A 13,317-nucleotide genomic window follows, 5' to 3' on the forward strand; every position below is an offset into this window, starting at 1 on the left:
GCCTGATTTTCAAGGCCGATTCTCACTGCATCGACATATATGTCACGTCACCGTCACGCGGGCTCTGTTCCTGCCAATGGGTGCGGTTCAGCACCACCCCATCCGCCCGCACATGGGCAATCGCTTCGACGTCCACCTCGCCATAGGTCCAGCCCGCCTCGTTGAGCGCCCCTTCGGCAATCACGCCGGTCGCCGGAAAGCCGGTATCCGGTGGCCCGAACAGTCCGCCCATGCCGGTATTGACGTCCACCGCCTCCGACCAGTCCGCCGTACCGACAAGCGAGGCCATCACCGTGACACACTGCTGTTCAAGCGCCCGCGCCATGGCCCCGATCCGCACCCGCCAATAGCCGGACAGCGCCTCGGTGCAGCTGGGCACGAGAATCAGGTCGCATTCCGATATGGCACGTCCCAAGAGCGGGTATTCGCTGTCATAGCAGATCAACACGCCTATCTTGCCCAGCGCGGTGTCAAACACCTTGAGCGGCCCGCCACCCACCACGCCCCATGTCTCGCGCTCGAAACGGGTCATGATCTGCTTGTCCTGATGATCCGCCTTGCCGTTCGGGGCAAAGAAATGCGCACGGTTCACCGGGCGCGCGCCACCGTCGAAGACGGGCGCCGACCCGCCCAGGATATGCACCCCGAATTCCCTTGCCAGGTGGGCATGCAGCGCGTTGGCATCCGCCATGCGATCCGAGACCGCATGCAGCGATTTTTCAAGATCCGCCGCCACCTCGGCCCCATCCAGCGTCGCCAGTTCCATCGCGGCATACTCGGGAAACACGAGAAGCTCGGCCCCGTGGCTCGCGGCCTCGTCCACCCAGCGGAAAACCTTGTCTTCGTAGCCGGCCCAGCTGTCAAAGAAATCCAGCGGGTAGGCAGCTGTTGCAATCTTCATGTCCATCTCCACCTGTTCGCCGACAATCCTATACCTGCCACGAATATCCTGTCATCCACCGACCGCCCCGACCGCGCTGCCGGATGCCTCCGGCGGGAGTATTTTGCGTGCATTGAAAGCCCGCCTTCAATGCACCGGAAATACTCCGGGGTGAGGTCGGCGCGCCAGCGCCGGTCGAGGGGCAGCGCCCCTTTTTCAGAGATCGCGAATCCAGAACTGCAACGGCTTGCGGCTTTCCTCCGCATCGCCCAGATCCTTCCACGCGAACTCGGCAATCGCGCCCTTAAGCGGGGCATAGCCACGCTTCAGCCAGAACGGATCCAGCGGCGCATAGTCGGCGGGACGCGCCGGGTGATCCTTGGGGCGCACGACACCGCAGAAGGCGGTCTTTTGGAACCCGTGCTTGCGGGCATGGGCCTCGCGCGCATCAAAAAACGCGTGGCCGATCCCATGTCCACGGTACTCCGGCAACAGCACCGACTCGGCACAGTAGAAGATTTCGCCAAGGTCCAGACCGGTATGGGCAAAGGCGGCGGCAAAGTCATCCGCGTGATCGGCCAGCGGCGTGCCTGTCGAGGCCCCCACCAGCCTACTGCCATCGAACGCCCCCACAAGAACCGCAAGATCGCTTTCGCGATAGGTGTTCAGATAGCCGCGCTCATAGTCGAAATCGCCATCGTAGAGATAGGGAAAGGCGCGGAACACCGCGATTCGCAGCCGCGCCACATCATCCAGCGCCGCCTCGAGGGCCTCTCCCGTCAGAACCCGCGTCTCGATCATGAGACCTGCGCAATCCAGTCGTTGAGGTTGTAATAGGTGGTGACACGGGTGATCTTGCCATCCTTCAGGCTCAGGAACCCGCCACCGGGCAGGCGATAGGTCTGGCCATGTGCGTCCGGCAGGTCGCCATCGGTCTTGAGATAGGTGCCGTTCACGATGAACTCGGCCGCCCCGCGGGTGCCATCCTCACTGACGAAGAACACCATGTCGGTCAGCTCTTCCTTGTAGCACTCGGACATATGGGCACAGAATTCGCCAAAGGCTTCCTTGCCATCCCGGCGGCTGCCCTCGTTCACGTCATGCACGAAATCATCCGAAAGGCAGGCCACCATGCCCGCGATATCACCCGCGTTGAAAGCCTCGTAATAGTTGCGAATGGTGTCGATGCTCATCTCGCGTCCCCGTCTGTTCAAACTTTCCGGAACCCTAGGGAGGATCGTCGCGATTCTGCCGCCGGTTTGCGACAGGTTTCAGAACAAAAACCGCCTTGCTGTCAGGCGATCGGATCGCCCCAGCGTTCGGTCAGACGGGCGATGATCTCGTCGCGCGCCTGCCGGTAGGCCTCAAGCCGAGCATCGCGGGTCTCGCCCATGCCGCAGGGGTCCATGATCGGCCAGTATTCCAGCTCGCAATGGCTGTAGCGCGTCAGGTCTTTTACCTCGCGCCGGCTTGCCGGCGTCAGCGCCACCACCAGATCGAAGGAAGAAATCGGATCGCCCCATTTCTCCATCTCTTCAAAGCTGCGCGACCGGTGGCGCGACAGTTCGACCCCGATTTCCTGGCACACCGAAATGGCAAAGCCGTCGATCTCGAGGTCGTTCTTGATCCCGGCCGACTGCACATAGGTGTCCGTGCCGTAGAACTTTTTCATGATGCCTTCCGCCATCGGAGAGCGCACCGCGTTATGATCGCAGCAGAACAATACCGATTGGGGCAGCTCCACAGGCACGCGCGTCAGCCCCCGAAATGCAACACGCAGATCAGCGTGAACAGGCGCCGCGAGGTGTCATGATCCACCTCTGCCTTGCCTTCCAGCCGTTCGGTCAGGATACGCGCTCCCTCGTTGTGGATACCGCGGCGGGCCATGTCGATGGTCTCGATCTGGCTCGGCGGCATGTTCTTCACCGCATCGTAATAGCTTTCGCAGATCGCCCAGTAATCCTTGACCACCTGACGGAACGGCGAGAGCGAGAGATGGAACTCCACGGCCTTCTCGCCGCTTTCGGTGTGCACGTCGAACACAAGGCGTTTCTCGCGGATCGACAGCTCGACCTTGTAGGGGCCATCGGGCACCAGGCGATCATCGCGCTTGGGCAGGTCAAAGGTATTTTCTTCCAGAAGATCGAAGACAGCCACCTTGCGCTCCTGCTCGATCTCGGGCGTCGGCGGGGGCAGGTTACGGTCGTCAATTTCGATTTGGCTGATGCGGGACATGGTTTTCTAAGGTTTCTACTCGCTCCGTTGACCTGCATGACTAACGGATGCAACGCATCTGGGCAACGCAGGAGTCACGAAACCCCGCTGCCTGCGACAGCGGGGCACTCTTTTGTCCTGTAACTGGGCTTACTCGTTCAACGCATCCAAACGTGCGCGCACCGACAGGCCGTGCGCTTCGAGGCTCTCGCTGATCGCCAGGGTCTCGGCCGACGGGCCAATCGCGCGCAGGCTTTCCAGTGTCATCTTCGACAGCGTGGTGCGCTTGATGAAATCCATCACGCTCAAACCCGATGAGAACCGCGCAGAGCGGGCGGTCGGCAAGACGTGGTTCGGCCCGCCGACATAGTCACCAATCGCTTCCGGCGTGTACTGGCCAAGGAAGATCGCACCTGCATGGGTGATCTCTTCCGCCAGCCCGTCCGGATCGGCCACGCAGAGTTCAAGGTGCTCGGGCGCCACCCGGTTCGAAAGCTCTGCCGCCGTCGACAGGTCCGGCACGGTGATCACCGCGCCGAAATCGCGCCAGCTTGCCCCGGCAATGGCCCGCCGTTCCAGCGTCTCGAGGCGTTTGTCCACCGCATCGGCCACGGCACGGCCAAAGCCCGCATCATCGGTGATCAGGATCGACTGCGCGCTTTCGTCGTGTTCCGCCTGGCTTAGCAGGTCCAGCGCAATCCAGTCGGGGTTGTTGTCCTTGTCAGCAATCACCAGGATCTCCGACGGCCCGGCGATCATGTCGATCCCGACCTTGCCGAACACCCGCCGCTTGGCCGCCGCCACAAAGGCGTTGCCCGGTCCGGTGATCTTGTCGACCGGCTGAATGGTCTCGGTGCCATAGGCCAGTGCCGCCACTGCCTGCGCCCCGCCAATGCGATAGACCTCGTCAACACCCGCGAGCCGCGCCGCCAGCAACACCAGCGGATTTGCCACACCATCCGGCGTCGGCACCACGATGGCCAGACGCGCAACACCCGCCACCTTGGCCGGGATCGCATTCATCAGAACCGAAGACGGATAAGACGCAAGACCACCCGGCACATAAAGCCCCGCCGCCGACACCGGCGTCCAGCGCCAGCCAAGCGTCGCCCCGCTCTCGTCGGTCCAGCTCGCATCTTCCGGCATCTGGCGCTCGTGATAGGCCCGGATACGCTCTGCCGCCAATTCCAGCGCCGCGCGATCCGCCTCAGAAACATCCGCACAATAGGCGTCGATCTCGGCCTCGGAAAACCGCAGCGTTTCGGGCGTCAGATCAAGCCGGTCAAACTTCGAGGTCAGCTCGATCACCGCCGCATCGCCACGGTCACGCACATCGGCGATGATCTCGGCCACCACCGCGTCCACGTCCGGGCTGTCTTCCCGCTTGGCCCCCAGAAGGGTCTGGAAGCTGGCTTCGAAATCGGCTGCGGTCGCATCGAGGAATACGGGCATGACGGGGTCTCCTTTGACTGCGCTCCTTACCCGCGCACAGCCCCGCTCTCAAGTCTTTCCGGCAAGGCCGCGTCGCAAGGCCCTACCGGCCCGCGCCCGCAGGCTGGCTGATTGCGTGTCAGTGGCACCTTCGACCGCCGCGGGACAGAGGACAGCGTAAACACATCGCCCCCCTATCGCGCGATACTTTTACCCCCCGAAATCCGGACCCCGCACCTCCGCAATACCGACATAATACCGACGTGGCACCGACGTTGAAAAACCGCCGATACCCGCTATTAACCTATTGATTCGAAATTGCCTATTCGTGCGTCGGTGCCTTGCCCGACGGGGCAAGATACGGACGCGTCACATCCTTCAGCGTAACCTCCAGCGCCTCGACCGACAAGCGGATCGCACCGTCTCCGGCCAACGTAAGGATGACCTCACCGTCGGCATCCTCACCGGCCTCAAACGCCATCGACAGCAACGACAGGATCATGTCCTTCTCGCTGCGGTCCACGCCCTGGCTTGCCACGCGCATCACGTTGTCGACCACCAGCACCGATTGCACGCGCTCGACCGGACGTCCGCGCTGCTCGGCAACCGGCTTGTCCTCCCAGCGGAACCGATTGAGAAGCAAGGCGAATTTCCGCTCTGCCGCGATCCAGCGCATCTCGGTCACGGGGAAAACCGCATCCTGCACCAGCGACGAAATCACCTGCAGGTCGTCCCCGTCCAGCGCCCCAAGGTTCAAGGGCGCTTCACCACCATCTTCGAATTTTGCATCCTGGCTCATCAGGCCTTTACCCGTTCGATATGGGCGCCCAGCGCACCCAGTTTCTCTTCCACGCGCTCATAGCCACGGTCGAGGTGATAGACACGGTTGACGATGGTCTCGCCCTCCGCCGCCATCGCCGCAAGGATCAGCGAAACACTGGCCCGCAGGTCCGTCGCCATCACCGGCGCGCCCTTCAGACGTTCGACACCATGCACCGTCGCCGTACCGCCATGCACCTCGATATTGGCTCCCATCCGCGTCAGCTCGGGGGCGTGCATGAACCTGTTTTCAAAGATTTTTTCCTCAAGGACCGAGGTTCCCTCGGCGGTGCACATCAACGCCATCATCTGCGCCTGAAGGTCGGTCGGGAAGCCCGGGAACGGCTCGGTCGTGACGTCGACCGCCTTGACCCGCCCGTTCTTGCGGCTCACCTTCAACCCTCGTGCGGTTTCCTCCACCGAGATGCCCGCCTCATCGAGTTTCTCGCAGAACGATCCCACCAGCTCGATCCGTCCACCAAGGCATTCCACCTCGCCGCCACAGATCGCTGGGGCCAGCATGTAGGTGCCCAGTTCGATACGGTCCGTCACCACCTCATGAGTCGCACCATGCAGACGGTCAACGCCCTGAATTTCGATCCGGCTGGTGCCGTCGCCCTCGATCTGCGCCCCCATCGCCCGCAGGCATTTGGCAAGGTCCACGATCTCCGGCTCACGCGCCGCGTTGTGCAGCACCGTGGTGCCCTTGGCCAACGTCGCCGCCATGAGGATGTTTTCGGTCGCCCCCACCGAAGCAAAAGCAAGGGTGATCTCGGCGCCCTTCAGACCACCGGACGGTGCCTTGGCGTGAAGGTAACCATCTTTGAGTTCAATCTCCGCACCCAGGGCCTCAAGCCCGTGAATGTGCAAATCCATCGGCCGCGCCCCGATCGCACAGCCGCCCGGCAGCGAAACAACCGCCTGCCCCAGCCGCGCCAGCATCGGTCCAAGAACAAGGTTCGAGGCCCGCATCTTGCGCACGATGTCATAGTCGGCCACGTGGTTGTCGAGGTCATGGCTCGACATGGCCAGCACCTTGCCGTCCTGCAGGCTCGAAACTTCGGCCCCGAGCGAGCCTAGAAGCTCGGTCATCGTCTTGATATCGCTCAGGCGCGGCGCATTGGTCAGCGTCAGCGGATCTTCGCTCAGAAGCGTCGCCGGCATCAGGGTCAGACAGGCATTCTTGGCCCCGGCAATCGGAATTTGCCCGCTCAGCGGCCCGTTGCCGCGTACAATAATCGAATCCATCTGCTCTAACCTTCTTCGTTCTCGCCGGTGCTGTTTTCGTCGGCTTGTACCGCCCGGGCACGCGCCTGGGCCTTTCTACGGCCCATATTGGCCTTCAAGGCCGCCTTGAGGCGATCTTCGCGCGAAAGCTGCTTGGGCTTTTGTTTATTGGGGGATGCGTCACGTTCCATGCCCTTTCCATACATTAGGTAAAAAAAACCGTCCAGATGGGGTTGCGCCCTCTGAACTTTAAGTCTAAATCCCGCGCCACGGTAACGCTGCTGTAGCTCAGTGGTAGAGCGCACCCTTGGTAAGGGTGAGGTCGGGAGTTCAATCCTCCCCAGCAGCACCATCTCCCCAACATCTTGAATTTGCTTGGATCGGGCATGGTGCAACTGCATCCGCCGATACGTCACGTCACGCTCCCTTTGGTTTGACGCAACACTCCCCGACATGCGCTTCTTGCTGCAAGGAGGAGACCAAAATGCCCGGATTCAAGACTCTTCGAATCGATCAGGACCAGACCAATATCGGCATAGCGCAAAGACAGCACACCATTCCCTAACGAGACGAGGCCCGCGCACTTGTCCGGGAAATGGAGGGCAAATCACCGTCGGAAACCTGAAGCCAATCGCCATATCGACTTGCCGCCGCGCCACACATTCCGATTTTGATACATATCACGGAAACCTTCCTGCGCAGGAAGTATAATAGTGGCGCGCGGACCTCACATCTTAGGGAGGCACGACATGGCTATTTCAGGTACACCCACAGGTACTGGGAACGATCTCGTAACCGTCAGCCCGACCGGCTGGCACACAGTCGACGGCAAGGACGGGTCAGACACCTTGCGGGTGCAATATGGCGCGCTCACAGGTGACGTTGACATGTATTACACCGGCTACGGCTGGTGGCGCGTGACCGATGAGTTCAGCTCGGCTGTCGATTTCATCAACTTCGAGGCGCTCGACGTCACATCCGGCAGCGGCGACGACTATATTCGCGGCTGGACCGGCAATGACACCCTCACGGCAGGGGCTGGCGATGACATTCTCGAAGCCGGGGGCGGCGTCGACGTTCTGCGCGGCGGCACGGGGATCGACCGTGCGATTCTCGATTTTCGGGGATCGGGCGTATCCCATTCCCTCACCCTCGATCCCACGTCGACCGTCACTGTTGGCGGAAACGGCACCACCCTTGCCGGGATCGAAAACCTCCAGATCTGGACGGACATCGGCAACGACCTCATCGACAGCCGCCTCGGACAGGGCAATGACATCCTTGAAACCGGTGACGGCAACGACACCTTCATGTCCCGCTCTGGCCATGACTCGTTCAACGCTGGCAACGGAACCGACCTTCTGGTCGTGGACTTTTCCGCTGCCACCACTGCGGTCAGCACGACTTACACCGGCTACGGCTGGAACCGCCTTGCAGACAAGGCCGGCGTCAACTCGGTCGACTACTACAGTGTCGAGCGGTTTAACCTCACGGGCGGCACCCGCAACGACACGCTGCTTGGGGGCGAGTTGAACGACACCCTCGTTGGCCGTGGTGGCAACGACTGGCTGAATGGCGGCAAAGGCGGCGACAACATCGAAGGCGGTACGGGGATCGACACCTGGCAGGTAGACCTCAGCGACCGTACGGTCAAAACCAACGTCAACCTTCAGAACCAGTCCACCAATGTCGGCGCGACGCTGAAAGGTGTGGAAGCCCTGCACCTTACCGGCGGCGCGGCCGAAGACTATGCCAAGGCCAAGTCAGGCCGCTTCAACGATTGGTTCTCAACCGGCGAAGGCAACGACACGGTGGTCACCGGCCTTGGTGTCGACAGCGCCAACGGCGGCAACGGCGACAAGGACTTGCTGGTCATGAACTGGAGCGGCATCACCGATCCGGCCCATGACATCTTCCAAAGCTACGAAGGCTATGGCTGGAACCGCTTCAAGGCCGCCTCGGGCGACATGCTCGATTACTACGGCTTCGAACGCTTTGACCTGACCGGCGGTGCAGGACATGACAACCTCATCGGGGGCGCCCTTGGCGACAAGCTGAAAGGCAATGGCGGCAACGACACCCTGAACGGGGGCACCGGCAACGACACCGTAAACGGTGGCGCGGGCAACGATCTCTGGATCGCTGACACAACCGCGAAATCGGCCAACATGTTCTTCTCGGCGGCGAAAAGCCAAACCACGGCCCAGCTTGCCAATCGCGGCATGAACGTCACCAAGATCGAAGCCGTGAACCTCAAGACAGGGGCCGGGGCGGATACCATCAACACCGCTGGTTTCTCCCTGTCCGACGTGATCGAATCCGGTGCAGGCCGCGACAAGATCAACTCGGGCCTCGGGTTTGACACGCTCAATGGACAGGATGGTGTCGACACGCTGATCCTGAACTACGACGGGCTGACGTCTGACATTTCGACCACCTACCTCGGGTACAACTGGAACCGATACGGAGATGCAGACGGCACAACGCACGCCGACTATATCAACTTCGAGCGTTTCAACATCACTGGCGGCAAGGGCAATGACGCACTTGTTGGCGGCGACGACATCGACCGTTTGATCGGCAAGGGCGGCAATGACGTTCTGAATGGCGGGGCAGGTCAGGACTACATCAGCGGCGGCACCGGCAACGACACTTGGATCGCCAACTACGGAACCGAGACAACGGGCATGGCCTTCACGCTCAGCACCCTGGGCAACGGCACCCTGACACATATCGGAACCAAGGTCTTCGGCGTCGAGAACGTCCAGATCACCACCGGTCAGGCCAACGACAGCATCGACCTCTCGCGCATGTCGGGCAATGACATTGTCAACACCGGCGACGGAGACGATGTGGTCAACCTCGGGCGTGGCACCGACGACGAAGCCAATGGCGGCCTTGGCACCGACACGCTTATCGCCGACATGTCCGATGCCACCTCGGGCCTGCGCATGTCCTATGCTGGTTATGGATGGGAAAAGGTCGAAGCCAGAAACGGCAGTTATGTCCTGGATTTCGTGAACTTCGAACACGTCAACCTGACTGGCGGCAACCGCAATGACCGGCTCTATGGTTTTGGCGACACCGACACGCTTGTTGGTGGCAATGGCCGCGACATCCTCGAAGGCAAGGGCGGCAACGACGTCCTGACCGGTGGAAACGGAGCCGACATGTTCCTGTTCAAGACCCCCACGTCGGACGGCATCGACCGGATCACCGACGGGGCCGCCGGCGACATGCTTCGTATCGCGGGCAGCTCGCTGACTGGCGGGGTCACGGCTGGCAGCGGCGCAAACGTGGGACAGGGCGATGTCCAGCTGGCAACGGCAGGCGGGGTGACCACCCTCTATGTCGGGCTGGACGCCACCGCAGGATACGATTTTGCCGTACAACTCGACGGCACCTTCGCAACCTCCGACTTCTCGCTCGGCGGAACAGACATCCTGCTGATCTAAGCAAATCAAAAGGCCCGCCCTCTCGTGGGGCGGGCCTTATTCCTTCAGCCAGCGATCCGCTTTGCCATCACGCAGAGCAGTTCGAACATGATCGACACACCAAGGAACGCGGTCCCGGCACTTTGGTCAAAGGGCGGCGACACCTCGACAAGGTCGGCACCGACAATGTTCACCCCATCCAGCTCGCGCACCACCTGAAGGGCCTCGAACGAATTCGGCCCGCCCACTTCCGGCGTTCCGGTGCCCGGCGCAAAGGCAGGGTCCACAAAGTCGATGTCATAGGAAACATAGGTCTCCTGATCGCCCACGATCTCACGCGCCTCGGCCATCACATCGGCAAGGCCACGCGCAAAATACTCTTCGATCGGAATGATCCGCACCCCGACCTCGGCCGCGAACTCGCGGTCTTCCATGTCATAGGCGGTGCCGCGAATACCGATCTGCACAACCCGCTTGGGATCAAGCAGGCCCTCCTCAATCGCCCTCCGGAACGGGGTGCCGTGGGTATACATCGTGCCGCCGAAATAGCTGTGGAACAGGTCGGTGTGGCTATCGAAGTGGATCATCCCCACCGGCCCCTTCTTGGCAACGGCCCGCAGGATCGGCAGCGAACACAGGTGGTCCCCACCGCCGGTCAGCGGCATGATCCCCGCCTCGATCACCTTGTCATAAAAGGCCGTGATCCGCTCCATGCTGTCGATCACATCCGCCGGATTGGGCGAGACGTCCCCCAAATCGGCGCAGTTCACCAATTCAAATGGCCGCACGTTGGTGGCCCCGTTCTGCGCGCGGATCATCGTCGACATGTCCCGCAACTGGCGCGGACCATGGCGCGGGCCGGGGCGGTTGGTGGTGCCACTGTCCCAGGGTGTCCCGATCAGCCCAACCTGCACGTCGCCAAGCCGTGCATCCTCCAGCCCGACATGCGGCAGGCGCATGAAGGTTGGCACACCGGCAAACCGCGGCAAGTCAAAGCCGGAGACCGGCTGAAAGAAGGGATCGCTCATCATTCTCTCCTGAACCAAGGGACGATTGTGCCACCTTAGACACGGGAAAGGTTCTGGCAAGCACCAGAATCGCGCGGGTCGTGGTCCAGAGATCTAGTCGCGATAGGGAGGGCGTCGCATCGGCGCCATCGCATCAACGATGTCCAGCAGGCCGTAAATAATCAGCGCCACGATGACATGCCCCATCCAAGGCCCCGCCAGCGCACCAAAGGGGATCAGGCCCGAAAGTCCGGCCACAAAGGCCACCGGCAGTTCCTTCCACGACCAGGGGCTTGGTTCGCCCGCTTCCTGCCGACTGCTGACCTGTTCACGCACCAGCCGCGCAAGCAGACGCGCCACCACCGCCACCAACCCCAAGGTTGTCCAGAAAAACCCCGTCCCCAAAAGCCGATCCGCCAACAGACCGAGTGAGCCATAGAACATCGCGTGCTGGTGCATATCCGACAGGTAATCCAGATCGGCCCCGATCAACGAGGTCCGCCCCGTCAGCCGCGCCAGCGTCCCGTCCACACAATCCAGGATCTGGAACAGGGCGCCACTGATGAACAGCGCCCAAACCGCCACGGGCACAGGCAGGAACATCGCCTGCAACGGCATCGACAGGGCCAGCAGGAACCCCAGCGCCGTCACCGCCATCGGCGTCAGGCCAAGCCGCGCACAGATCCAGACAAACGGCGGGCTCGTCATCCGGTACAAAAGCGCAATCGCCCAGGAGGTCCGGAATTCGTCGATCACATGTGGCCCGCGCAGATCGCGCAGAATGTCCTTGAAGCTCAGCCCGTCTTGCATCTTCTTTGCCCTGTTAGACCCCTTACCCACGTCATAACACAGCCAGACCAAAGGTCACGACGACAGCTCGGCGCAGGATCAAAACCTGCTTGCCGCCCCTGCCCGCGCACGCGATGTTAGGCAAACCTTCAAACGCCGGAGCACGCCTGCACATGCAACCCTCGCTGTTCGCCGATCTTCAGGACCTGCGTGACACGGCAGATGACGTGCCCCCGTTCCGCACCCAGCTGATCAAATGGATCGGCAACAAACAGCGATACGCGGAACAGATCATCGCGCATTTCCCCAAGACCTACGGCACCTATTTCGAACCTTTCATCGGCTCGGGCGGCGTCATGGCCAATCTTGTGCCCGACCGCGCTCTTGGGTCGGATATCTTCGGCCCGCTGATCGAAATCTGGCAATGCCTGTCCGACGATCCGGACCGCCTCAAGCACTGGTACGCCAAACGCTATCACGAGTTTCACGCAGGCGACCCCAAGGATCGCTACGACATGATCCGCGCCCGCTATAACGCCGCACCCAACGGCCCCGACCTCCTGTTCCTCTGTCGTGCCTGCTATGGCGGCGTCGTGCGGTTCCGCAAGAAAGACGGCCTGATGTCCACCCCGCTGGGCGCGCATCCGGTGATCAAGCCCGAGAAATTCAATAAACGCGTCGACATGTGGGTGCCCCGAACCGCCGGGGCCCGTTTCGAACGGCTGGACTATCTCGAGGCGATGGCCCGCGCCGCCCCCGGTGATCTGGTTTACTGTGATCCGCCCTATGCGCATTCGCAAAGCATCCTCTACGGCGCACAGGCCTTTCGGCTGGAAGACCTGATGGAAGCCATAGCCGATGCGAAGGGGCGCGGTGTCCATGTGGCGCTGTCGATAGACGGAACGAAGAAGTCGGGTAATACCTATTGTGACATCGCCTATCCCGATGATCTGTTTGAGAACGAGCATTTTGTGAATATTGGTAGAAGCATGCTCCGGCGTTTTCAGATGGACGGTCAGACGATGGAAAAGGAGATCGTGAGAGACCGTCTTCTGCTCACGTACTAAAGCAGTCAAATCCCCCTGATTCGGCACAGACTTGCCATCTTTGTCGAATCATTTCGGCGGAAACTGTGGACAATAGTCCGGTTTCCGCCCCTTTTTTCAGGCAACGGAAACGATCAACTGTTGTCACGGCGACACGCCTTCCCCTGGGGAAGCACACCCCGATTGGTTCCCAACTGGAAACACTCAACCACAATACCGTTTCCGAATTCTCGCCATTGACGAATCCCGAGCCCTATTGATCCCGCATTCTTAGAAATTGATCGGAATTTTCGGCGAATTTCACCCCAAATCCCGGAAACAATGTGCGCAGCAAGTCCCGCTCGCGGCACAATTGAATCTGGGCATTTTTAGGGCGAACCCCCCGGAAATCTACGTTTTCCAAGGATTTTTGTTTCTTCACCCGCCCGATTGCAGCATAAATAAGGCACGTCCGACTGGGGGGCGCAAAG

General features: G+C 61.2%; 13 protein-coding genes and 1 tRNA gene. 3 read left to right on the plus strand and 11 right to left on the minus strand.

The genetic code is table 11. The features are described 5' to 3' along the window. Positions 1–22: 22 nt before the first annotated feature. From ABWV42_RS10900 to ABWV42_RS10940, 9 genes are all read right to left on the minus strand, one after another. Positions 23–901: a carbon-nitrogen hydrolase family protein gene (locus tag ABWV42_RS10900; protein ID WP_353340120.1), complete on the minus strand. Its 879-nt coding sequence runs from the start codon at positions 899–901 to the stop codon at positions 23–25. 195 nt (positions 902–1,096) lie between these two features. Beyond that, positions 1,097–1,681 (minus strand): GNAT family N-acetyltransferase, encoded by a 585-nt coding sequence (locus ABWV42_RS10905; RefSeq protein WP_353340121.1) that lies wholly within the window; start codon positions 1,679–1,681, stop codon positions 1,097–1,099. Continuing rightward, positions 1,678–2,073 (minus strand): ketosteroid isomerase-related protein, encoded by a 396-nt coding sequence (locus tag ABWV42_RS10910; RefSeq protein ID WP_353340122.1) that lies wholly within the window; start codon positions 2,071–2,073, stop codon positions 1,678–1,680. Before ABWV42_RS10910 ends, ABWV42_RS10905 begins: the two co-directional genes overlap by 4 nt. 101 nt (positions 2,074–2,174) lie before the next feature. Further along, positions 2,175–2,630, minus strand: coding sequence for an arsenate-mycothiol transferase ArsC (locus tag ABWV42_RS10915; protein ID WP_255103879.1), 456 nt, complete (start codon positions 2,628–2,630; stop codon positions 2,175–2,177). 5 nt (positions 2,631–2,635) lie between these two features. Further along, positions 2,636–3,115 (minus strand): UPF0262 family protein, encoded by a 480-nt coding sequence (locus tag ABWV42_RS10920; protein WP_255103880.1) that lies wholly within the window; start codon positions 3,113–3,115, stop codon positions 2,636–2,638. 129 nt (positions 3,116–3,244) lie between these two features. After that, on the minus strand, positions 3,245–4,546 hold the full coding sequence (gene hisD / locus ABWV42_RS10925; protein WP_353340123.1) for a histidinol dehydrogenase: 1,302 nt from the start codon (positions 4,544–4,546) through the stop codon (positions 3,245–3,247). 301 nt (positions 4,547–4,847) lie between these two features. Then, on the minus strand, positions 4,848–5,324 hold the full coding sequence (locus ABWV42_RS10930) for a DUF2948 family protein (protein WP_353340124.1): 477 nt from the start codon (positions 5,322–5,324) through the stop codon (positions 4,848–4,850). Beyond that, positions 5,324–6,592, minus strand: coding sequence for a UDP-N-acetylglucosamine 1-carboxyvinyltransferase (gene murA, locus ABWV42_RS10935; protein ID WP_353340125.1), 1,269 nt, complete (start codon positions 6,590–6,592; stop codon positions 5,324–5,326). Before murA ends, ABWV42_RS10930 begins: the two co-directional genes overlap by 1 nt. Before the next feature lie 5 nt (positions 6,593–6,597). Continuing rightward, on the minus strand, positions 6,598–6,762 hold the full coding sequence (locus ABWV42_RS10940) for a hypothetical protein (RefSeq protein ID WP_353340126.1): 165 nt from the start codon (positions 6,760–6,762) through the stop codon (positions 6,598–6,600). A gap of 86 nt (positions 6,763–6,848) precedes the next feature. Here ABWV42_RS10940 and ABWV42_RS10945 point away from each other — a divergent pair. After that, positions 6,849–6,923: transfer RNA gene (locus ABWV42_RS10945), tRNA-Thr, on the plus strand. Positions 6,924–7,320: 397 nt separating this feature from the next. Further along, the gene (locus tag ABWV42_RS10950) at positions 7,321–10,026 is read left to right on the plus strand and encodes a beta strand repeat-containing protein (RefSeq protein WP_353340127.1); all 2,706 of its coding nucleotides are present in this window, start codon (positions 7,321–7,323) and stop codon (positions 10,024–10,026) included. 44 nt (positions 10,027–10,070) lie between these two features. On the opposite strand, the gene speB is transcribed toward ABWV42_RS10950, so the two are convergent. Together speB and ABWV42_RS10960 are read right to left on the minus strand one after the other, a co-directional pair. Then, the gene (speB, locus tag ABWV42_RS10955; protein ID WP_255103893.1) at positions 10,071–11,033 is read right to left on the minus strand and encodes an agmatinase; all 963 of its coding nucleotides are present in this window, start codon (positions 11,031–11,033) and stop codon (positions 10,071–10,073) included. 93 nt (positions 11,034–11,126) lie between these two features. Continuing rightward, a complete protein-coding gene (locus tag ABWV42_RS10960; RefSeq protein WP_353340128.1) occupies positions 11,127–11,822 on the minus strand; it encodes a CDP-alcohol phosphatidyltransferase family protein in 696 nt (231 codons plus the stop codon). Between the two features lie 152 nt (positions 11,823–11,974). Here ABWV42_RS10960 and ABWV42_RS10965 point away from each other — a divergent pair, with 152 nt between their 5' ends. After that, positions 11,975–12,868 (plus strand): DNA adenine methylase, encoded by an 894-nt coding sequence (locus ABWV42_RS10965; RefSeq protein WP_353340129.1) that lies wholly within the window; start codon positions 11,975–11,977, stop codon positions 12,866–12,868. Positions 12,869–13,317: the final 449 nt, after the last annotated feature.

It is taken from the genome of Pelagimonas sp. KU-00592-HH (genome assembly GCF_040369695.1).
Taxonomy (GTDB): domain Bacteria; phylum Pseudomonadota; class Alphaproteobacteria; order Rhodobacterales; family Rhodobacteraceae; genus Shimia.

Bases quoted from the DNA above. Each gene is read 5' to 3' on its own strand.
- ABWV42_RS10900 (WP_353340120.1), bottom strand. From the start codon at position 901: ATGAAGATTGCAACAGCTGCCTACCCGCTGGATTTCTTTGACAGCTGG.
- ABWV42_RS10905 (WP_353340121.1), bottom strand. From the start codon at position 1,681: ATGATCGAGACGCGGGTTCTGACGGGAGAGGCCCTCGAGGCGGCGCTG.
- ABWV42_RS10910 (WP_353340122.1), bottom strand. From the start codon at position 2,073: ATGAGCATCGACACCATTCGCAACTATTACGAGGCTTTCAACGCGGGT.
- ABWV42_RS10920 (WP_255103880.1), bottom strand. From the start codon at position 3,115: ATGTCCCGCATCAGCCAAATCGAAATTGACGACCGTAACCTGCCCCCG.
- hisD (WP_353340123.1), bottom strand. From the start codon at position 4,546: ATGCCCGTATTCCTCGATGCGACCGCAGCCGATTTCGAAGCCAGCTTC.
- ABWV42_RS10930 (WP_353340124.1), bottom strand. From the start codon at position 5,324: ATGAGCCAGGATGCAAAATTCGAAGATGGTGGTGAAGCGCCCTTGAAC.
- murA (WP_353340125.1), bottom strand. From the start codon at position 6,592: ATGGATTCGATTATTGTACGCGGCAACGGGCCGCTGAGCGGGCAAATT.
- ABWV42_RS10940 (WP_353340126.1), bottom strand. From the start codon at position 6,762: ATGGAACGTGACGCATCCCCCAATAAACAAAAGCCCAAGCAGCTTTCG.
- ABWV42_RS10950 (WP_353340127.1), top strand. From the start codon at position 7,321: ATGGCTATTTCAGGTACACCCACAGGTACTGGGAACGATCTCGTAACC.
- speB (WP_255103893.1), bottom strand. From the start codon at position 11,033: ATGAGCGATCCCTTCTTTCAGCCGGTCTCCGGCTTTGACTTGCCGCGG.
- ABWV42_RS10960 (WP_353340128.1), bottom strand. From the start codon at position 11,822: ATGCAAGACGGGCTGAGCTTCAAGGACATTCTGCGCGATCTGCGCGGG.
- ABWV42_RS10965 (WP_353340129.1), top strand. From the start codon at position 11,975: ATGCAACCCTCGCTGTTCGCCGATCTTCAGGACCTGCGTGACACGGCA.